This window comes from Streptomyces sp. NPDC091280, from assembly GCF_044768565.1.
Lineage (GTDB): Bacteria > Actinomycetota > Actinomycetes > Streptomycetales > Streptomycetaceae > Streptomyces.
Genome location: NZ_JBIVUZ010000008.1, coordinates 374,195 through 395,967 on the forward strand (window position 1 = coordinate 374,195; position 21,773 = coordinate 395,967).

Below are 21,773 nucleotides of genomic sequence, written 5' to 3' on the forward strand. Positions count from 1 at the left end.
GCGGGATCAGGAGGCGGCGGCCTGTATCTCGGCGTGCACGGTGAGGGCGCGCAGCGGGGTGAGATCGAGCGAGGTCAGGACGGAGGAGTGCACCACGGAGGGGAGGATGTGGCGCAGGAGCGCGGAGGCGGAGTGGGGGAGGGTCTGGTAGGCGGTGGTCGCCTGGGACATCGCCTGCACGCCGGCGAAGCTGCCGACCAGGATCTCGGCCGTCTCGACGGGGTTCACGTGGGGCAGGAGTTCACCTTGGTCGCGGGCCTTGTCGAGCAGGCCGGTGGTGACGCCGGTCCAGTGGTGGAACGGGCCGGTCCGGTCGACGCCGTCGGCACGCTGGTCGAGCGTGAGCCGGGCGGCGGCCCGGACCATGGGGTCGGTCTGCAGGTGGTACGAGTGCAGCATGACCGTGTCGACGAGTTCCTGTGTCTTGCACGGGCGGTCCGGGACGGCGAATTCGTCCCGTCCGGCGAGGACGCCCTCGGCGAGTTCCTCCTTCGACTTGAAGTGGAAGTACAGGGCGCCCTTGGTGACCTGGGCGGTGGTGAGGATCTCGCTGATCGTGGCCGCTTGGTAGCCGCGCTCCTCGAACACGCTGGCCGCGGCGACCAGGATGGTGCGGCGGGTACGGATCGCCCGGTCCTGTTTGGGTCCTGGCATGGGGGCCGGCGCCTTTCGTTCCGGGCGAGCCGCGCTGTTCAACTCGCCAAAAATACCGTCCAGTTCGTATAGTCTACGGCGCCCTTGAAGTGGGCGTTGGGCCGATGGCCAGCCGATCTGCGGCGGGAACTCCGCCAACTGGCCTGTGGTGGCTGCGTTTTCGGACCGGTCGTGCCGTTTTCTCGAACCCTGTTCGGCCGGTCGATCGATCACGGTCCTTCGGTCAGCAGACCGCCGGCGAACGCGTGGGCCGGCCGGGCCAAAGAGTTCCGGAGAGCGGCGAACAGATCCGCGGCCCGCGCGCCGGACCAGGTGGCGGGGAGCAGGGTGTCGGGCAGCCCCGGGTCGAGATAGGGCAGCCGCCGCCAGGCCGTCAGGACATGGACGTAGTCGATGAACGCGTCCCGGTCCGACAGCGCGTCCCCGGAGGCAGCGGCCCAACGCCCGGCCAGCGGCGTGAACTCGGCGACGAAATCGTCGTAGAGCTTCTGCAGTGCCGCCAAGTCCCACCAGCGGCCCACCTGTTCGGCGGGGTCGCCGAAGGCCACGTAGTCGGCGCGGAACAGGTCGACGTACTGGTCCAGGCCGTGTCGCAGGAGGTGGTCGCGGGTGTCGTCGAGGGCGTGGGCCGGGGCGATCCAGACTCCGGAGGAGACCGTGCCGAAGCCCAACCAGGTCAGCCGGGACCGGAGTTGGTGGCGGTGCTGCCGTTCGCTCTCCGGTACCGAGAACACGGCGACGACCCAGCCGTCGTCGGTGACGGTGTGCCGCTCGAAGATACGGCGGTCACCGGTCTCCAGGACCGAGCGGGCGTACGGCGAGAGCGCGTAGCCCGCGCGGCCCTCCCGCCGCTCGGCCACCAGGATCTCGCGGCGCTTCAGCCGGAAGATCGAGGAACGGACCGCCTGCGCGTCGACGTCCAGTTCGGCGAGGAGCCGGATCAGCGTGCTCACGCTGATCCAGCCGCCGACCTCGCGCGCGTAGAGGCCGTACACCGTCATGATCAGGGATCGCGGAGGCGCGGGCTGGCCAGGGCTGTCGTCGACGAGATCGCTTGCCGTCATGATCGGAACATTTTAGAGCGCCGCGCACAGGGCGGCCGGATCCGGCCCGGACGGATCGGTGCGACGCCGGCGTGGTGGTGGCTGCCGTCGGGCCCGCTCAACGCGCCGGCCTGCCGGGGGTCCAGCGCAGGTGCACGGGGTCCCGTGCGGTCTCGCGCAGCAGTGCGAGGCGCGGGCGGACCGCGTCGGTCCGGGCGGTCGGCGGCCTGCGGCGGCCCGCCGCGAACTGCGCCGGCCAGTCGGCGCCCGGCCCGAGGTACTCCTGCTCGGCGGCGGCATGCAGCGTCCACTGTGGGTCGTAGAGATGCGTCCGCCCGAGCGCGCACAGGTCGGCGCGCCCGGCCAGCAGGATCGAGTTGACGTCGTCGTAGGACGAGATCGCTCCTACGGCGATCACGGCCACGCCCGCCGGAGCGGCCACCTCGTGCCGGATCCGGTCGGCGAACGGGGTCTGGTACGAGCGTCCGTAGGCCGGCTTCTCGTCCTTGGTGACCTGGCCGGACGACACGTCGACGGCCGCCGCGCCGTGTGTGACGAAGGCGCGCGCGATCTCGACCGCGTCGTGCTCGGTGTTCCCGTCCGGGACCCAGTCGGTGGCCGAGATCCGTACCGTCACCGGGCGGTCGGCGGGGAAGGCGGACCGTACGGCGTCGAAGACCTCCAGCGGGAAGCGCAGCCGGTTCGGCAGTTCGCCGCCGTACTCGTCGGCGCGGTGGTTGGCGACGGGGGAGAGGAAGGAGGACAGCAGGTAGCCGTGGGCCGCGTGCACCTCCAGCAGGTCGAAGCCCGCGTCGGCGCCCCGGCGGGCGGCGGACACGAAGTCGGCGACCACGGCGTCCATGTCGGCCCGGGTCATCCGGCGCGGCTGGTGGCAGCCCGTGCCGTAGGGCAGCGCGGACGGGCCGACGACCTCCCAGTTGCCCTCGGGCAGGGGCTCGTCCATGCCCTCCCACATCAGGCGGGTCGAACCCTTGCGGCCCGAATGCCCCAGCTGGAGGCCGATCTTCGCCGTGCTGCGCTCGTGGACGAAGGCGGTGACCCTCGCCCACGCCGCGCGCTGGGTGTCGTTCCACAGGCCCGTGCAGCCCGGGGTGATACGGGCCTCGGGGGAGACGCACACCATCTCCGTCATCACCAGGCCCGCGCCGCCGAGCGCCTTGGAGCCGAGGTGGACGACGTGGAAGTCGTCCGGCACTCCGTCGACCGCGGAGTACATGTCCATCGGCGAGACCACGATCCGGTTCTTCAGTTCCAGGCCGCCGAGCGCGAACGGCTGGAACATCGCCGGGGCGGACCCGGCCGGGCTCCGTCCCTGGGCCTCGGCGAAGCCGCGCTCGATCAGGTCGGCGAAGCCCGGGTCGCGGTCCTTGAGGTTGTCGAAGGTGATCCGGCGGGAACGGGTCAGCAGGTTGAAGCAGAACTGCGCGGGATCCTGTCCGGCGTAGCGGCCGATGTTCTCGAACCATTCGAGGGAGGCCTGCGCGGCGCGCTGCGTCGACTCCACCACCGGCCGGCGCTCGGCCTCGTACGCCGTCAACGCCTCGTCCACGCCCGGGTGTTCGTGCAGACACGCGGCGAGCGCGAGGGCGTCCTCCATGGCCAGCTTGGTGCCGGAACCGATCGAGAAGTGCGCGGTGTGCGCGGCGTCGCCGAGCAGGACCACGTTGTGGTGGTGCCAGCGCTCGTTGCGGACCGTCGTGAAGTTCAGCCAACGGGAGTTGTTCGTGAGGAGACCGTGGCCGGCGAGTTCGGCGGCGAAGAGCTCGCGGATCCGGGCGACGGACTCCTCGTCGCTGATGCCGGGCGGGAACTCGACGCCCTCCGTCGAGTCGAGGCCCGCCCGGCGCCACACGTCCTCGGCCATCTCGACGATGAACGTCGAACCGGCGTCGGAGAAGGGATAGCCGTGGATCTGCATGGTCCCGAACTCGGTCTGCCTGACCAGGAACTGGAACGCCTCGAAGACCCGGTCGGTGCCCAGCCACATGTACTTGTTGGTCCGCCGGTCGAGGGAGGGGACGAAGGCGTCGGCGTACTTGGTGCGCACCGCCGAGTTGATGCCGTCCGCCGCGACCACGAGGTCGTGGGACAGACGCAGTTCGTCGACGTCCGGGGCGGGGGCGCGGTAGTGGACCGTGACGCCGAGTTCGGCGGCCCGACCCTGGAGGATGTGCAGCAGATCCTTGCGGGCCATCGCCGCGAAGCCCTGGCCGCCGACCGTGAAGGGGTGCCCGTCGAACTCGATGTCGATGTCGGTCCAGCGCGCGAACCGGCTCTCCATCGCGTCGTGGACGACGGTGTCCGCGTTCTCGATGCCGCCCAGGGTCTCGTCGGAGAAGACCACGCCGAAACCGAAGGTGTCGTCGGGCGCGTTGCGCTCCCAGACGGTGATCTCGTGGCCGGGGTCGAGCTGCTTCATCAGCGCGGCCAGGTACAGCCCGCCCGGCCCGCCGCCCACGATGGCGATCCTCATGCCTGGTTCTCCCTCTCGATGATCCGGCGCAGCAGGAAGTGCTGGAGCTTTCCGCTGGTGTTGCGGGGCAGATCGGCGCAGAAGCGCACCGCACGCGGGTACTTGTAGGGCGCCAGCCGCGCCTTCACGTGGTCCTGTATCTCCCTCACCTTGGCCTCGTCGCCGACGATCCCCTCGGCCAGGACGACGAACGCGCAGACCACCGAGCCGCGTTCGGCATCCGGCTTGGCGACCACGGCCGACTCCACGACGTCCGGGTGGGTGTTGATCGCGGACTCGACCTCGGGACCGCCGATGTTGTAGCCGGAGGAGACGATCATGTTGTCCGTGCGGGTGCGGTAGTAGAAGTAGCCGTCCGCGTCGCGGACGAAGGTGTCGCCCGTGATGTTCCAGCCGCTCACCACGTAGTTCTCCTGGCGCCGGTCGTCGAGATAGCGGCAGCCGACCGGGCCGATCACCGCGAGCCGCCCCTCGACGCCCGGCCCGACCTCCTCGCCGTCCAGGTCGAGGATCGTGGCCCGGTAGCCGGGCACCGCCCGGCCGGTCGCACCGGGCCGGATGTCGTCACCGGCGGCGGAGATGAAGATGTGGATCATCTCGGTGGCGCCGATGCCGTCGATGACCTTGATCCCGGTCTCCTCGTGCAGCTGCCGCCACACCTCCTCCGGTATGTGCTCCCCGGCGCTGACCGCGCCGCGCAGACCATGCAGCCGGTCCGCCTTCCCCGCCTTGAGGATCCGCCGGTACGCCGTCGGCGCGGTCGCCAGCACGGTGACCCCCGCCTCGGCGACCAGCTCGGCCAGCGGCTCCGGCGCGACGGCCTCCGTCAGCAGCGCGCACGCCCCGGCCCGCAGCGCGCAGACGACCAGGATGCCGAGCCCGAAGGTGAAGGCGAGGGGCGCCGTGCACGACACGAGGTCGTCGGGCCGCAGCCGCAGCGTGTGGCGGCCGAAGGTGTTGTGGATCGACAGGAGGTCCCGGTGGAAGTGCGTGGTGATCTTCGGTACGCCGGTGCTGCCCGAGGTGGGCCCGAAGAGGGCGACGTCGTCGGCCGCCGTGTCGACGGCCGTGAACTCCGCCGGTTTCGACGCCACTTGGCGCGTGAGGTCGTCGGCCGCGTCGCCTCCGTACGCCACGATCTTGAGGTCCGGCAGGACGGAGTCGCGTACGGCCTCGACGTCCGCCGTGAAGCGGTGGTCGACCAGCGCCACGGCCGGGCGGGTCTTCTCCACGACCGGGGTCAGTTCACGGGCCCGCAGGGCCGCCATGGTGGTGACGACGATGCCGCCCGCTTTCAGGGCGCCGAGCCAACACGCCACGATCCAAGGGTTGTTGGGGGCACGCAGCAGGACGCGGTTGCCGGGGACCAGGCCGAGGTTCTCGGTGAGGACGTGGGCGATCCGGTTGGCGTGGCGCAGCAGTTCGCCGTAGGACCACACCTCGCCGTCCGGTGTGCGCAGGGCCGGGCGGTCGGGGCCGAAGGCGGCGGTGGGCACGTCGATCAACTCGGCGCCCGCGTTAAGACGTTCGGGGTAGCGGAGCGCGTCGGTGGTGAACTCCAGTACCGGCCACTGGGCGCGCGGCGGGAGATGGTCGCGGGCGAACGTGTCCGGATAGGCGGTGGGCGAGAGGTCCATCGGGTCCGTCTGGTCCAGCTGTCGCATCGGGAGGTTCCTTTCCGCGGGGCGAGGGCGGGCCGTGCAGGGATCAGGAGCTGCGCGGGAGTCAAGAGCTGCGGATCAGGCCTTCCTGGGCGACGGTGGCCACATGGGTGCCGGAGGCGGTGAAGAACCGGCCGACGGCGAGACCGCGACCGGAGTCGGCGGCGACGGCCTCCTGGGCGTAGAGGAGCCATGCGTCCATCGGTCCCGGTCGGTGGAACCACATCGAGTGGTCGAGACTGGCGGTGACGACTCCCGGCTGCGCCCAGGACAGGTCCAGTACGCGCAGGACTGGTTCGAGGATCGTGTAGTCGCAGACATAGGCCAGCGCGGCGAGGTCGCGCTGTTCGCCGGTGAGCCCGTCGACCGGGCGCAGCGCGTCGAACGGCCTTACCCACACGGCCTGTTGGGGCACCCGCTCGCCCTCGACCGTGAGGTACACCGGCCCGGGCACGTGCCGCATGTCGAAGCCGCGTCCACCGCTCCAGTACTCCTCGGAGGTGGGGGTCATCGTGCCCCGGGGCGCGGTGGTGTCGCGCAAGTACGCGGCGGAGCCGGGCAGTTCGGCGGGGTCCGGGACGCCGACCGGCGGCTCGGCGGCGAAGGTGGCGCCCGGCTCGCCCGCGGCGAAGTTGGCGAGGCAGGTGTAGACGGGCTTGCCGTTCTGGAAGCCGCGGACCTGCCGGGTCGCGTAGCCGCGGCCGTCGCGCAGCAGTTCCACCTCGTAGCGGACCTCGGCGCCGATGTCGACCGGCCGCAGGAAGTAGGAGTGCGTCGAGTGCAGCGTCTTGCCCTCGACCGAGCGCATCGCGGCGGCGGCGGCCTGGGCCACCATGTCGCCGCCGTAGGCCTTCGGCCACGGGCACGGCTGGGTGGTCGCGGTGAAGGCGAGGTCGAAGTGCTCGGGCTCGGCGGGGGTCAGGGCGAGCGCGGCGGTGAGGATCGCCGAGGTCGGGACGGAACGGACGTCCGCGCCGCCGGTTCGGGAGTCGCTCACGGCCGGTCCAGCCAGTCGCGCAGATCGGCGTCCGCCACCTGTTCCAGGTTGACCACGATGTTCTCCGGGGTACGGGTCGTCATCCAGGTCAGCGGGTTGTTCCGGTCGAGATTGCACTCGACGTGCGGCATGAACGGCGGGACGAAGACCCAGTCGCCCTCCGACAGGTCGAGGTAGTCCTCGAAGCGCTCACCGAAGTAGATCCGGGCCCGGCCCGACAGCACGTAGCCGCCGGTCTCCGCCTCGCCGTGGTGGTGGGGGACCGAGCGGTATCCCGACTCGTTGCGCACCTTCCCGAACCACAGCCTGGTGGCCGGCGTGTGCTGCACGGACACACCGGAGGTCCGGCTGGCGCCCGAGGACTGGCCGGTGTCACCGACCTCCCGGCCCGCCCGGGTCACGACCGGTACGACCAGGCCGGACTCGTCGGCGTACAGGGAGTTGTCGCCCTCTAGGACGTACTTGGAGAAATCGGGTTCCATGATCTGCTCCTGGAGTCGGTGAGACGGAGTCGGAGACGGAGATGGAGGCGGCTGCGCAGGGTGCCGAACCGCACCGGTGCCTTATAGCGAGATTTTCACGACCGTCGAAAACAGTCAATGGATGGGTTACGCTGCCCGCGTCGGCCCGTCCGGCCCGTCCGAGGAGGAACCCGCAATGACGACTCCGATCCCGGTGAACCCGCCCTCGCTCCCCGCGCCGAGCGGCTACTCGCACGGCACCCTGAGCGGCAACACGCTCCACCTGGGCGGACAGACGGCCCTGGACGCGGACATGCGGATCGTCCCCGGGGGCATCGTCGAGCAGTTCCGGCAGGCGTTCGGCAACGTGCTCACCACGCTGCGGGCGGCCGGTGGCATCCCCGAGGACCTGGTCAGCCTGACGATCTACCTCACCGACATCCCCGACTACCAGGCGCACGGCAAGGAGATCGGGAAGGTCTGGCGCGAGCTGGCGGGCCCGGTCTACCCGGCGATGGCCGGCATCGGCACCACCGCGCTCTGGCAGCCGGAGGCGATGATCGAGATCCTCGGCGTCGCGGTCGTCCCGGAGGAGCGGATCGTCCGACCGGTGAACTAGGGGAAAGTCGGCGTCGGCGGAGCGACGGGCCGCGCATTTCGGAACTTCTCTTTGCGGGGGTTCCGGTGATGGCCGGTGCACGGCCATTCTGACATCTCTGCCGAGCGATACGGCTCGCAAAACATCTAATCCGGCCCGGCGGTAGAAATAGGGGTTCCCCTTTGCCTACCCCAGTGCTGTGACCTGGTGTCCAGGCAAGTTGTGTGACGGTGTGCAGACTTTCTTCCCATTTGGGGTTTTCGCGGGATTCCCTTTCGGGGCGACACTTCGGTGAAGCCTGGAAAAAGATCGAGTGTTGACATGCCCTGAGCCGGTGATCGATGATTACGACTGCATCACGGAGACCCGGAAGGAAATCCGAACATGCGGAAAAGCGATGTGACCAGGTAATTGGCCGGCGATTCCAGGCATCGAATTGCCGAATCGCCTCCGGTGGGGATTCCGCGACGGTGACGCCCCGAGCGTCCTGTCCGCCGGCCCCGCGCCCGACACCTCCCCTCCCTCCACCACGGCATCCGCTCGACGGCGAGCGCGCCCCTTCACGGTCGTCGGCAGCCCGGTGATCCCGGCTGGTCGCGCCCCGATGTCACCCAGCCCCACACCCATGGGAAGGCCAGGTACCACCGGTGCACCACACCCCCCACCCCGTCCCCGCACCCCGCGCGTCCACCGAGACGGCCCCGCACGGCCCCGAGGGGGCGCCGCGCGTCCGGCCCGCCTCCTTCGCCCAGCGCCGACTGTGGTTCCTGTCCCAACTGCCGGGCGCGAACGCCGCGTACAACGAGACCGTCGTCCACACCCTGACCGGCTCGCTCGACCCCGATCTGCTGGCCCGCGCGTTAGACCTCCTGACGGACCGTCATGAGACGCTCCGCACACGGCTGGTGGCCACGGACGGGGACGTACGGCAGCACATCGACCCACCAGGTGGCGGATTCGCGCTGACCCGTGAGGACCTCACCACCGTCGAGGACCGGGACGCACGGGTCGCGGCCCGTCAACTCGACGAGGCGCAAAGGCCGTTCGACCTCGAAACCGGACCACTCGGCCGAGGCCGCCTGATCGCCACGGGACCCGAACGCCACGTCCTGCTCCTGACGTTCCATCACAGCATCTACGACGGCGCCTCGATGAACGTCATGCTGGACGAACTCGGCCGGGTCTACGCGGCGTTGGGTGCAGGCGACCCGAACCCCCTGCCGCCGCTGGCGGTGCAGTTCGCGGACCATGCGCTCGCCCGGCAGGAAGCCGACCTCGGTGCTCAGGAGGACTACTGGCGGCGCGCGCTGCACGACGCCCCGCCCGTCCTGGAACTCCCCACCGACCGTCCACGGCCCCCGGAGCAGCGATACGAGGGCGGGCGGGCCGAGTTCAGCCTCGACGCCGAGGTCACCGCCGCACTCCGGGGCCTCGCCAGACGGCACGGCGCCACGCCCTTCGTGGCCGTCCTGACCGGCTGGGCGATCCTGCTCTCGCGCCTCTCCGGGCAGGACGACATCGTTGTCGGCAGCCCCTTCGCGGGTCGGCGCGGCCCGGGAGCGGCCGGCCTCATCGGCTTCCTCGTCAACTCCCTCCCGCTGCGCGTCGACCTCTCCGGCACCCTCACCGCCGCCGAGGCCCTGGCCCGCACCCGCGCGGTCGTGCGTACGGCTCTCGCCCACCAGGACCTGCCCTTCGAGCGCATCGTGGAACTGGTCAACCCGCCGCGCAGCGCCTCCCGCACACCCTTGTTCCAGACGATGCTGGCCTGGCAGCCCGACCGGCGGGGCCTGCTGCACCTGCCCGGGGTCGAGGCCGAGCCGCTGCCGATCGCCCACGCTCCGGCCAAGTTCGACCTCGCCCTGTCGGCGACCGAGTCGGACGGCCGTATCACCGGACACCTGGACTACGCGACCGCGCTCATCGACGCCGACACCGCCCGCCGCTGGTCCGGCCATCTCCGGCGACTGCTCACCGACATGGCCCGCCACCCCGAACGGGACATCCGCGCCCTGGAGTTGATGGAACCGGAGGAGCGCGGACGGGTACTTCTCGACGGCGACGGCGACGGCGACGGCGACGGCGACGGCGACGGCGATGTCGACGGTGACGGTGACGCCGTCCGCGCCGACCCGTCGGAGACCGCCCTGCGTACGGCGTCCGGACTCGTCGAACTCTTCGAGACACAGGTGCGCGAACGCCCCGCGCAGACCGCGGTCGTGGACCGGGACGGCTCGCTGGACTACGCGGCGCTCGGCCGCCGCTCCGACCACCTCGCGCACGCCCTGGTCGCCCGGTCGGTCCGCCCCAGCGACGTGGTGGGCCTGCACGCGCAACGCACCCGGGACCTGGTGGTCGGCATCCTCGGCATCCTCAAGGCGGGCGCCGCCTACCTCCCGCTGGACCCCGGCCAGCCCGCCGAACGCCTCGCCCGCATGACCGAGGACGCCGCCTGCCCCCTCGTACTGAGCGACCACGACGCCACCGAACGCGCCCCGCAATGGCTCGACCTGGCGGCGGTGGAGGCCGAGGGCGCGACCCGGCGGGGAGCACCGGCGGGCATCGACCGCAGCCCCGACCAGCTGGCCTACGTGATCTTCACCTCCGGGTCCACGGGACGCCCCAAGGGCGTCGCCGTCGAACACCGCAGCGTCCTCAACCTGTTCGCGACCTGGCACGCCCGCATGGGCACCGCCCCCGGCGAGGCCGGTTCCGCCTGGTCCGGCATCGGCTTCGACGCCTCCATCCACGAACTGCTGCTGCCCCTGACCACCGGCGGCGAACTCCACATCGTCCCCGAGGAGTTGCGCGGCGACCCCGAAGCCCTGCTGGCGTGGATGCGCGAACACGCGGTCACCCAGGCGTTCCTGCCGCCCGCCTACGTCAAGTGGATCGACGAGGACCCCGCCGTACGACTGCGCGACCTGCCCCTGCGCAAGCTGCTCACCGGAGTCGAGTCGCTCACCGAAGCCGCCCTGCACCGCATGACCCGCCAACTCCCGGGCCTGCGCGTCTGCTTCGGCTACGGCCCCACCGAGGCCACCCTCTACAGCACCGCCTACTACGACCCCGGCCCGCTGGAGCGACCGTGCCCCATCGGCCGTCCGCTGCCGCACACCCGCATGTACGTGCTCGACGGCCGCCTGGAACCCGTCCCGCCCGGAGTGGTGGGCGAGGTCTACCTCGGTGGCGCATCGCTGGCGCGCGGCTACCTGGGCCGCCCCGACCTCACCAAGGAACGCTTCCTGCCCGACCCGTTCGTGCCCGGCGAGCGGATCTACCGCACCGGAGACCTCGCCCGCCGGGGTCCGGACGGCCAGGCCCACTACCTCGGACGCGCCGACGACCAGGTGAAACTGCGCGGCTTCCGGATCGAGCCCGCCGAGGTCGAGGCGGCGCTCACGGCACTGCCCGGCGTCCGGGAAGCGGCCGTCCTCGTCGACCGGGACGCGACGGGCCAGCCCCGGCTGATCGCCGGCATCGGCCGCGGCACGGCACCGGCCCGTACCGCGCACGACTGGCGCACCGCCCTCGCCCGCCGTCTGCCCGACTACATGATCCCCGCCGTCTTCCTCGACCTCGACACGCTGCCGCTCAACCGCAGCGGCAAACTCGACCGGCCCCAACTCCTGCGCCAGGCCCAGGAGTCGACCTCCGACCAGGTCAACACGGCCAGCCCGCGCGACCACGTCGAACACGGCCTGTACCGGATCTGGCAGCGCATCCTGCTCCACCCCGACATCGGCGTCAGCGACAACTTCTTCGAGATCGGCGGCACTTCACTGTCCGCCATCAAGATGGCCCACGCCGTCACCGAGACCTTCGGCCGCCGACTCCCCGTCGGCGAGGTCATGACCCGCCCCACGATCGAGGCCCTGGCCGTGCTGCTCCGCGAGGACGGCACCGCCCAAGACCCCGGCAGCCTCATCGAGTTCCGTCCCGGCACCGGCCCGCGCGTGGTCTGCGTCCACCCCGCAGGCGGCACCGCCTTCTGCTACCTGTCCCTGGCCACCGTGCTGCCCGAAGACGTCGGGCTCTACGGCATCCAGTCCCCGGGAGTGAACCCCGGCGAGGAACGCCTCCCCACCGTGGAGGCCATGGCCGAGGCATACCTGCGCCTCCTGGAACCACCCGGCGAACACCCCCTCGTCCTGACCGGGCTGTCCTACGGCGGCCTCGTCGCCCACGAGATGGGGCGCCTGCTGGCCGCCGCCGGACACCGCGCGGTCAGTGTCGTCCTCCTGGACACACAGGCCACCGACGACGCGTCCGCCCGCGCGGAGATCGGCGCCGTCGACGCGACCGAGTTCCGCGACAAACTCGTGAGGTTCAACGGGATGTACCCCGGCATCGACGACGCCCAGGTCGACCGCTACTTCCACCTCTACAACCACAACCGCCTCACCGCCCGCGAACACCTCCCCGCCGCCTCCCCGGCCCGCCTGGTCCTCGCCCAGGCCGTACCGGACGGCACCGACACCCCCTTCCACGCCGAGGTCCGCGCCTTCTGGCGGCGCAGGGCCGAGGGCGCCTTCCGGGTGGAGACGCTGGAGTGCGACCACTGGGAGATCCTGGAGAGCGCCGGAGCGGTCCGGGTCGGCACCCTCCTCGGCGCCGAACTCGCGCACCACGCCGCCCAGTCGGCCCGGCCGGCACGGGAGGCGTGATGGACCTCCGCCCCGCCCGCACCGCCTCCCCGACACCGCCCGGCACGACCTCCGCCCGGTCCGCCTCGCTCGCCGAGACCGTCCTCGCCCAGGCCCGCCGCACCCCCGCCGCCCCCGCCGTCGAGGACGGCGACCGGATCCTCGACTACGCGGAACTCGCCCGCATCAGTGGCCTGTTGGCGGCGCGACTGCATGCGGCCGGGGTGCGCCCCGGGCACGCGGTCGCCGTACACCTGCCGCGCTCCTGGCAGTTGGTCTGCGTCATGCTCGGCATCCGCCGCGCCGGAGCCACCGTCGTCCCCCTCGACCGCCTCAGCCCTCCCGACCGGCAGCGCCACATCCTCGACGACTCGGGCGCCGTCGCCGTGGTCCACGGGGACGGTCCCCAACCGCCCGCGCATCGCGCGGTGTTGGACGTCGACATGCTCCTGGACGGCGAGGGCGGCACCGACCTGCCCGCCGTGTCCGCGGTCGAACCCGGCGACACCGCAACGGGCTTCGTCTTCTACACCTCCGGTTCCACGGGACACCCCAAGGGCGTGGAGGTCACCGACGAGGGAGTGCTGCGGCTGGCCCGCCCCGGCTATCTCGACCTGAGCCCCGGCGCCCGCTTCGCCTCGCTGGCCAACCCCGCCTTCGACGCGCTCAGTTTCGAGGTGTGGGTCCCGCTGCTGACCGGCGGCGTCTGTGTCGTACTCGACGACAGCCAGGCGCACAGCGCGACCGGACTCGCCAGGGCGCTCGACGAACGCCGCGTCGACACGCTGTTCATCACGACGGCCCTCTTCAACGCGGTCGTCGAGCAGGTACCGCACTCCTTCACCACCGTCGGACAGGTCCTCGTCGGCGGCGAACACCTCAACGCCCGTATCGTGCGCCGCTGGTACGAGACCAACCCCGAGGCCCCGACCGTCCTGTACAACGCGTACGGGCCGACCGAGGCGACGACCTTCGCCCTCTGCCACCCCGTGCCACGGGACTTCGCGGGCGACACGATCCCCATCGGCACCCCGCTCCCCGGCACCGCCGTCCTGCTGCGCACCGCGGACGACCGCACCGCCGAACCGGGAGAGGTCGCCGAACTCCTGCTCTCCGGAGCCGCGTTGGCACGCGGCTACCGCAACCTCCCCGAACGGACCGCCCGCAGCTTCGTGCAACTCCCGGACGAGGCTTCAGCGCCAGGGCGTTGGTACCGCACCGGCGACCTCGTACGCCAGGACACCGAGGGCCGCGTCACCTACGTCGGCCGGGCCGACCGCCAGGTCAAGGTGCGCGGCTTCCGTATCGAACCGGGCGAGGTCGAACGGCAGATCCTGTCCTGCCCCGGCGTCCGCCATGCCTATGTGTGCACCCGCCGTGACCCCGAGGACCGCAACGAACTGCTCGCCTTCCTGGTCCTGGGCGAGGAAGGCCTCGGCGACGAACCGTCCTCCGCCTACGAGAGCTACGACCGCCACCTCGCCGCGACCCTGCCGTCGTACATGCGCCCCCACCACACCTACCTGGTCGCCGAACTGCCGCGCAACGCCAACGGGAAGGTCGACCGGGAGGCGCTGCTGCGCGACGCCCGCAACCCGTGGCGCGGCACCCATGAGGCCGACGCACCGCCCGTCAGCGCCGGGCAGCGGCGGGTGCTGGACCTCGCTGAGAGCATCCTTGGTGTCAACGGCCTGCATCCCGGGGACCGTTGGGCGGCCAGTGGCGGCGACTCGCTGAAGGCGCTGCGCTTCCGCTTCGAGATCCTCGGCCGCTACGCCGTCGACCTCCCCCAAGACCTGGTCCTGCGGGCCGACTTCGCCGCCCTCGCGGACGCGGTCGACGCCGCCGACACGACCGTAGGAGAACACCCACCCGTCCCCGACCCGGCCGGCGAAGTGACCGCGCCGGCCACCGGTGAGCAGGAGCGGCTGTGGCTCCTGCACCAGCGGACGCCCGAAGACCGGTCCTACGACGTGCCGTTGGCCTTCCAGGTCCGGGGCAGTGTCGACACGGCGGCCCTGCACCGCGCCGTGCGTGCGCTGGTGGAACGGCATGTCGCCCTTCGCACCCGGCTGGTCCCCACCCCGGACGGGCTGCTCCAGCGGGTCGGCGACCCCTACGACCCGTGGCAACGCCTCGAAGCCCGGCCCGGAGAGGAGTGGCAGGACACCGCGGACCGGTTCTTCGACCACCGCTTCGACCTCACCGAGGCCCGGATGCTGCGCGCGGCCTGGGTGCCACAGGCCGACGGCGGACTGCTCCTGCTGCATCTGCACCACGTCGCCGTCGACGGCTGGTCGCTCAACCTCCTGTTCCGCGACCTCACCGACGCCCGCGCCGCCGCTGACACCTCCCACACACCCCTGGACTACGCCCCCTGGCAGCGCACTTGGCAGGCCGGCCCCGCTTACGCGGACCGGCGCGCACGGCTGCGCTCCCACTACGCCCGCGACGGCGAACCGTCACCCGCGCAGCCGGTCCCCGACACAACACGCGCCCGCCTGCTGCGCACCACGCTCGATGTCGTCCGGCGCGGCGCGCTGGACCGGCGCGCCGCGCAACTCGGCCTGACCCGCTTCCAGTTACTGGTCTCCGCGTTCGCCGCGAGCGTCTACGGCGTCACCGGGCAGGGCCGCCCGCTGATCGCCACGCCGGTCGCGAACCGGCCCCGGCCTGAATTCGCGGACACGGTCGGCATGTTCGCCAACACCGTGCTCCTCGACCTGCCGATGGAGCCCCACGGTTCACTGGACGCCCAGCTCTCGTCCCACGCCGAGGCGGTGCGTGCCGTCCTGCGTGATCAGGAGGTCGCCCTCGCCGATGTCCTCGCGGACCGCGCCATCGGCGAGCGAACCCCCTTGTTCGACTACCTGTTCGTGCTGGAGAACACCGACTTCTCGGCGCTGCGACTGGACGGCTGCGAGGTACGGCCGCTGTGGCCCGAGCCGCTGGGCGCCAAATGCGCCCTCACCCTTTCGGTGGTGGAGCACGAGAGCGGCTTCGACTGCCTGTGGGAGTACCGCGACGACATCGGCGCCGAACGCGCCCGGGCCGCCGCCCGCCTCTTCCGCCAGGCCCTCGACCACCTGACCGGCGACACCGACACCACCCTGCGCGAACTGGTCGCCGACTACCGCCGCACCCTGCCCGACCACGGCCAAGGCCCCACGCGCGCACCGGACTTCGACACCGTCGCCGAGGGCTTCGCCCGACAGGCGGCACGCACCCCGGACGCACCGGCCGTCGCGACCGGCGAGGCGTCCCTCACCTACGCCGAACTCGACGCACAGGCACACCGGTTGGCGGCGGACCTGGCCGTCCGACTCCCCGCCGATCCCGCCGCCCCGGCGGCCGTGGCACTGCATCTGCGGCCCTCCGTCGAACACATCGTCGCCCTCCTGGCAGCGGCCCGCCTCAACCTCACCGTCGTACCGCTCGACCCCGCCTATCCGCCGCCCCTGCTGCGCCATGTCCTGGACCGGGCCGACCCGTTGTGCGTGCTCGTGGCGCCGGAGGACGAGGACGCCCTCGCCGAGATCGCGCCGGAGTCCCTGCCACGGCACGTCCTGACCCTCGCGGACACCACCGCGCCCGCCGGTTCCGGCACTCCCGCGCACCAGGGAGCGCGTCCGCTGTACACCCTGTTCACGTCCGGCTCCACCGGCACGCCCAAGGGCGTCCAGGTCTTCGACCGGACCCTGTGCAACCTGCTGACCTGGCAGCGCACCGACGGAGGGCTGCGCGGACCCGCCGTCACCCAGCAGTTCTCCATGCTCTCCTTCGACGTCTCGTTCCAGGAGATCTTCACCACCCTGTGCTCCGGCGGGACGCTGCGCCTGGTCGAACCCGCCTGGCGGCACGATGTCCCGGCCCTGCTTCGCGAGTTGGAGACCGGGAAGGCCGAGCGGATCTTCCTGCCGTACGTCGCCCTGCAACTGCTCGCCGAACACGGCGTGCGCACCGGGCGGTTCCCGTCCAGGCTGCGGGAAGTCGTCACCGCAGGCGAGCAGTTGGTGTGCACGGACGCGATCCGCGGCTGGTTCGCCGGACTGCCGGACGCCCGCCTGTTCAACCACTACGGCCCCACCGAGACCCATGTCGTCAGCGGACTGTGCCTCGACGGCGATGCCGGCGCCTGGCCGCTGCGCCCCGCGATCGGACGGCCGGTCGCGAACGCCGTCCTCAGGGTGGTCGACGAGAGCGGCCACCCCGTCCCGCCAGGTGTCACCGGAGAGTTGCTGATTGGCGGCCTCATGGCCCACCGCTGCTACCTCGGCGACGACACACCGCACCAGGACCGCTTCACCGACGACCCCGACCTCGGCACCCTCTACCGCACCGGCGACCTCGCGCGCTTCGACCCGGACGGCCTGCTGCACTACGCGGGCCGCGCCGACAGCCAGGTCAAACTCGGCGGCCACCGGCTGGAGTTGGGCCAGGTCGAGGCCGCGCTGCTGCGGTACCCCGGCATCACCCACGCGGTCGCGGCCGTCGCGGACGGCCTGTTGGTGGCCTGCCTGCAATGCCGGGGCGGCGACCCCGACCCGAAGGACCTCGCCGACCATCTGTCGCGGCTGCTGCCCACCTATGTGCGCGTCAGCCGATTCCGTCGGCTGACGGAACTGCCGCGCACCCCGAGCGGCAAACTGGACCGCCGGGCCGCACTCACCGCCCAGGGCCGCGAACTGCGCCCGGCCGGCGCGAGCGCCCAGACCCTGTCACCCCTCGAAGCGCGGCTGGCCGCCCTGTTCGAGACGGTGACCGGCAAGGCGATCGGCGTGGAACAGCGGTTCTTCGACGCGGGTGCCACCAGCCTGGACCTGATGCGCTTCCAGCTCCGCTGCGCGGGCGAGGAACAACTCGCCTTCGGTGTACCGGAGTTGTTCGAACACGTCACCCTCCGCGCACTGGCCCGGCTCATCGAGGGACGCGCAGCGTCGGCCACCACCCCCGCCCAGCCCGCTCCCGCTACACCGAGGCGCGCCGAGGAGCCGATCGCCGTCATCGGCATGGCCGTACGACTGCCGGGCGCCCCCGACCTGGCCGCCTTCTGGGACCTGGTCGTCTCCGGCCGCCGGGGCATCGAGCACTTCCCGACGACGGACGGGCGGGTCGGCGCCCGCAGCCAGCTCGCCGGGCCGCTCGACTTCGACCCGGGCCGCTTCACCATCAGCCCGCACGAGGCCCGGCTGATGGACCCCCAGCAACGACAGCTCCTGATGAACTGCGTCGAGGCACTCGCCCACGCGGGCATCGCCGACCCGGCGTCCCATCGGGTGGGACTCCTGGCCGCGTGCGGCGAGAACACCTACTTCCAGCGCATGCTGCGCGAGGCCGACCCGGCCCAACTCCCCGACAGCTTCCGGCTCGCGCTGCACCACGAGAAGGACTTCCTGGCCACCAAGGCCGCCTACCACCTCGGACTGACCGGGCCCGCCTTCAACGTGCAGTCCGCGTGCTCCAGTTCGCTCGTCGGCGTGCACGTGGCCGCCGGGATGCTCCGGCAGGGCGACGCGGACGTCATGCTCGTCGGCGGGGTCCTGGTCGACACCGATCTGACCGACGGCTACACCTATCGTCCGCAGCACATCTTCTCGCCGGACGGCCACTGCCGGCCCTTCAGCGCGGACGCGGCCGGCACGGTCGGAGCCAGCGGCACGGCCGCCGTCGTCCTCAAGCCCCTCGCCGCCGCACACCGGGACGGCGACACCGTCTACGCCGTCGTCACCGGCTCCGGAATCAACAACGACGGTTCGGACAAGCTCAGTTACAGCGCCCCCGCCCTGGCCGGGCAGCGCGCCGCGATCCAGACCGCCCTGCGCCGCAGCGGCCGGAACGGTACCGAGCTCGGCTATGTGGAGGCACACGGGACCGGTACCCGGCTCGGGGACCCGGTGGAGACGGCCGCGCTGCGGCAGGCGTACGGGCTCGCGGACGACGCGCGCGTGGCGCTGTCCTCCGTGAAGAGCCAGATCGGACACCTGGGCGCCGCCGCGGGCGTCGTCGGTCTGGTGCGGGCCGTGCTCGCCGTGCACCACGGGGTCATTCCGCCGACCGCCGACTTCGACCGGCTGAACCCCGAGATCGCTGACGGGCCGTTCCGGATACCGGTCACCGCCGAGACCTGGCCGTCCGAAATCCCGCGAGTGGCCGCCGTCAGCAGCTTCGGCATCGGCGGGACCAACGCCCATCTGCTGCTGGAGCAGCCGGAGTTGACGGACCCTGGTGCAGCGGTGGTGGGTCCCGTGGCGGCCGAGCCGGTGGTGCCTTGCCTGGTGCTGTCCGGCACCTCGGCGTCCGCCGTCCGGGCGGACGGCCGCCGTATCGCCGCCTATCTGAGGGCGCACCCCGACAGTTACCCGCAGGTCCTGCGCCACCTTCAGGCCGGACGGCCCGCGCTTCGCCACCGGGCGGCGGCGGTCTGCCCGGACGTCGACTCCGCCGCCGCGTGGCTCGATGCGCTCGCCGAGGTCGACGAGCCGCCCGCCCAGGGCGAGTTGGGTGCACCGGACCGCGACCCGCACGACCTCGCCGGGGCATGGACGTCCGGACACACCCTCGTATGGCCCGAAGGCCCGGCGCCCGCCCCCTGGGACTTCCCGCCGCCCGCCTTCGACACAGCGGAGTACGACTTTCCCGTGCGGGCGGCCACTCCTCAGCGGTTGCCCGCCGGCGAGTGGCTGTATCAGCCCTCGTGGACCCGGCTGCGCCGCGCCCGTACCGGCGCCCACCAGCCACTGCGCACCGCCGTCGTCGTCACCGGGCCGGATGAGGACACCACCGCGTGGCGGTTCCTGGAACGGCACTACGCCCGGGTGGTGACCGTGCGCGCCGGGCAGCGGTTCACCCGGCTCGACGAGAATCGCTACGAGGCCGATCCCGCCGACTCGGAACAACTCGCCGCCGTACTGCGGGAGATCACCCGGCACCCCGGCCCCGGCGTCGACTGGCTGCACACCCTGCCCCTGACCCTCGACGGCAGTCTCGACGACCGCGCGCTGGAGGCGGCCCAGTGGGCCTGCCTCGACACCGTCGCGGCGCTCGCCCGCGCCCTCGCCCACCTCCCGGACGCCGAACGGCCGCGCGCCTGGCTGCTGTCCCACGGGGCGCAACCGGTCACCGGGCTCGTCCGTACCCCCGAGGCGGGTCTGCTCGCCGCCGCTCTCGAAGTGCCCAGGCAGGAACTGGGCGTCGCCCTGCGCTGGACCGATCTGCCCGGACCCCGCCCGGCCGACTGGGCGGCCCGACTGCCGGACCTGCTGCTGGACGACACGATCACCGAACAGGCCACAGCCCTGCGCGACGGCTTCTGGTGGCAGCGCACGCTTCAGCCGGTACGCGTCCCCAAGTCCCCGACCGCCGCTGTCCGTACGGCGGCTCCCGGTACCCATCTGGTGCTCGGGGGCACCGGAGGCATCGGCAGCACCCTGGCCGCCCGCCTCCTCGAACACCCCGGCAACCGAGTGGTCCTGGTCGCCCGGGGGAGCGACACACCGCCCGCGCTACGGACGCATCAGGACCGCGTCACGCTGGTCCAAGCCGACCTGGCGGCCGACGACTTGGACACGATCATGGACCGGCTGGCCCCGCACCTCGACGGACTCGCCGGTGTCGTCCACGCCGTGGGCACCGCCGCCGGCGGGCTCCTCGTCCGCCGCGACCCCGCCGCCGCCCGCCGTGCCACGGCCGCCAAACTGCGCGGCGCGCTGCTCGTCGAGCGGCTCATCGCCGAGCACGACCCCGACTACGCGGCCTACTGCTCGTCAATGGCCGTACGGTTCGGGGGAGTCGGGCAGTTCGACTACGCGGCGGCCAACGCCTGTCTCGACGCCTGCGCCCACCACACGCCGCCCGGCGCCGACGACGCCACCGTCCGGATCAGCATCGGCTGGGACGCGTGGCGGGACGTAGGCATGGCGCAGCACGCCCTGACCGCCGACGCCCGTCACCAGGAACACCTGAAGGTGGCGCTCACCCCCGAGGACGGCGCGGCCGTCTTCGAGCGGGCGCTGCACCTTCAGTTGCCGCACCTGATGGTCAACACCACGTCCCTGACCAAGACTTACCACTTCTACGAGAGCGAGCACGAGCGCGAGAGCGAGCGCGGGACCGAGCACAAGCGCGAGCACGAGATCGCGGACGAGTCCAACGCCGAGTCCCGGTCGGCGTTTTCCACGCGACCCGCCCCCGGCGACCCCACCGCCGATCCCGCCGATCCCGCCGCCGACCTCGCAGAGATCCTGCGCGACCTCCTCGGCGTGGACACCGTCGACCCCCAGGCGGCGCTGTACGACATGGGCGCCGACTCGCTCACCCTCCTCGAACTCCTCGACGAGGTGAAACGCCGCTTCGGCACCGACATCGACCTGTCCCGGCTCAGTCACCGGGTGAGCCTCGACGAGATCCTCGGTCATCTCGACACCGGCAGTCGCGCGTCCGCCGCGGTCACCGTCGAGGTGTGGCAACGGGGGCCGGGCCAGGACGTGTTGTGCCTGGTCCATCCGATCGGTGGCGACATCCAGGCCTACCGCCCGCTGGTGGCGGCGCTCCCCGGTGAGCCGACCGTCTGCCTGATCGCCGACCCGAGACTGCGCGACCCGGGACTGCCCGCCCGGTCGATCGCCGACCGCGCCGCGCACTACCTGGAGGCCGTACGGACCGCCTTCCCGGACGACAACTACCGGCTGAGCCTGGCGGGTTGGTCGTTCGGCGCCTGGACCGCCCTCTCCATGGCGGCACTCGCCGAGGCCGAGGGCCTACCCGTCGACGCCGTCCACCTCCTCGACCCACCGCCACCGGACGCGGGCCGGCGCCTCGCCGCCTACGACGAACAACAGGTGGACGCCGTGTTCGCCCGTGAACTCAGCGGCAACAGGGACAACAGCGGCGGGCCGTTGCCGGAGTCCGGCCGTGCCTACGCCGAACGCCTCGCGGACTGCTGCCGTACCAATCTCGCGGCCATGGCCGATCACCGGTTGCCGCGACTGCGCCGGACGCACGCCGAGGTGTGGCTCGCCGAACGCCCCGTAGAGGAAAGCCTGTTGGTGCCGGAGGCGACCACGCCCGGTGCGTGGAACGCCCATCTGCCCCGCTCCCACCGCCTGCACCACATCGACGCCACCCACTACGAACTCGTCGCGGAACCCCATGTCCAGGCCGTCGCCGCCGCACTCGCGACCGCTGCGCACGCCCTGCCCCGCTCCGCCGGACGGTCCTGAG

At 71.9% G+C, this 21,773-nt stretch carries 9 protein-coding genes; 3 read left to right on the forward strand and 6 right to left on the reverse strand.

The window, feature by feature from the left end:
• Nucleotides 1–6 precede the first annotated feature (6 nt).
• The 6 genes from ACIQPR_RS25480 to ACIQPR_RS25505 form a co-directional block, all read right to left on the reverse strand.
• Entirely contained in the window at nucleotides 7–654 is a 648-nt protein-coding gene (locus ACIQPR_RS25480; RefSeq protein WP_403652297.1) for a ScbR family autoregulator-binding transcription factor, read from the reverse strand.
• A 209-nt stretch (nucleotides 655–863) separates the two neighbouring features.
• Nucleotides 864–1,718, reverse strand: coding sequence for a PaaX family transcriptional regulator C-terminal domain-containing protein (locus ACIQPR_RS25485; protein WP_403652300.1), 855 nt, complete (start codon nucleotides 1,716–1,718; stop codon nucleotides 864–866).
• A 97-nt stretch (nucleotides 1,719–1,815) separates the two neighbouring features.
• Entirely contained in the window at nucleotides 1,816–4,191 is a 2,376-nt protein-coding gene (locus tag ACIQPR_RS25490; protein WP_403652303.1) for a bifunctional salicylyl-CoA 5-hydroxylase/oxidoreductase, read from the reverse strand.
• A complete protein-coding gene (locus ACIQPR_RS25495) occupies nucleotides 4,188–5,828 on the reverse strand; it encodes an AMP-binding protein (protein ID WP_403652691.1) in 1,641 nt (546 codons plus the stop codon). Before ACIQPR_RS25495 ends, ACIQPR_RS25490 begins: the two co-directional genes overlap by 4 nt.
• 88 nt (nucleotides 5,829–5,916) lie before the next feature.
• Nucleotides 5,917–6,849 (reverse strand): acyl-CoA thioesterase, encoded by a 933-nt coding sequence (locus ACIQPR_RS25500; protein ID WP_403652305.1) that lies wholly within the window; start codon nucleotides 6,847–6,849, stop codon nucleotides 5,917–5,919.
• Entirely contained in the window at nucleotides 6,846–7,331 is a 486-nt protein-coding gene (locus ACIQPR_RS25505) for a cupin domain-containing protein (protein WP_403652307.1), read from the reverse strand. The genes ACIQPR_RS25500 and ACIQPR_RS25505 overlap by 4 nt, the downstream gene beginning before the upstream one ends.
• 175 nt (nucleotides 7,332–7,506) lie before the next feature.
• Here ACIQPR_RS25505 and ACIQPR_RS25510 point away from each other — a divergent pair, with 175 nt between their 5' ends.
• The 3 genes from ACIQPR_RS25510 to ACIQPR_RS25520 all read left to right on the forward strand — a co-directional run bounded on the left by ACIQPR_RS25510 (nucleotide 7,507) and on the right by ACIQPR_RS25520 (nucleotide 21,772).
• On the forward strand, nucleotides 7,507–7,929 hold the full coding sequence (locus tag ACIQPR_RS25510; RefSeq protein WP_403652310.1) for a RidA family protein: 423 nt from the start codon (nucleotides 7,507–7,509) through the stop codon (nucleotides 7,927–7,929).
• Nucleotides 7,930–8,555: 626 nt separating this feature from the next.
• Nucleotides 8,556–12,575, forward strand: coding sequence for an amino acid adenylation domain-containing protein (locus ACIQPR_RS25515; RefSeq protein ID WP_403652312.1), 4,020 nt, complete (start codon nucleotides 8,556–8,558; stop codon nucleotides 12,573–12,575).
• Nucleotides 12,575–21,772 carry an amino acid adenylation domain-containing protein gene (locus tag ACIQPR_RS25520; protein ID WP_403652315.1) on the forward strand — a complete coding sequence of 3,066 codons (9,198 nt, stop codon included), beginning with the start codon at nucleotides 12,575–12,577 and terminating at the stop codon, nucleotides 21,770–21,772. The genes ACIQPR_RS25515 and ACIQPR_RS25520 overlap by 1 nt, the downstream gene beginning before the upstream one ends.
• Nucleotide 21,773 lies beyond the last annotated feature (1 nt).

What these genes read in the sequence shown, in the direction of transcription:
- ACIQPR_RS25510 (WP_403652310.1), top strand. Translation starts at nt 7,507, where the DNA reads ATGACGACTCCGATCCCGGTGAACCCGCCCTCGCTCCCCGCGCCGAGC.
- ACIQPR_RS25520 (WP_403652315.1), top strand. Translation starts at nt 12,575, where the DNA reads ATGGACCTCCGCCCCGCCCGCACCGCCTCCCCGACACCGCCCGGCACG.
- ACIQPR_RS25495 (WP_403652691.1), bottom strand. Translation starts at nt 5,828, where the DNA reads ATGGACCTCTCGCCCACCGCCTATCCGGACACGTTCGCCCGCGACCAT.
- ACIQPR_RS25485 (WP_403652300.1), bottom strand. Translation starts at nt 1,718, where the DNA reads ATGACGGCAAGCGATCTCGTCGACGACAGCCCTGGCCAGCCCGCGCCT.
- ACIQPR_RS25490 (WP_403652303.1), bottom strand. Translation starts at nt 4,191, where the DNA reads ATGAGGATCGCCATCGTGGGCGGCGGGCCGGGCGGGCTGTACCTGGCC.
- ACIQPR_RS25480 (WP_403652297.1), bottom strand. Translation starts at nt 654, where the DNA reads ATGCCAGGACCCAAACAGGACCGGGCGATCCGTACCCGCCGCACCATC.
- ACIQPR_RS25505 (WP_403652307.1), bottom strand. Translation starts at nt 7,331, where the DNA reads ATGGAACCCGATTTCTCCAAGTACGTCCTAGAGGGCGACAACTCCCTG.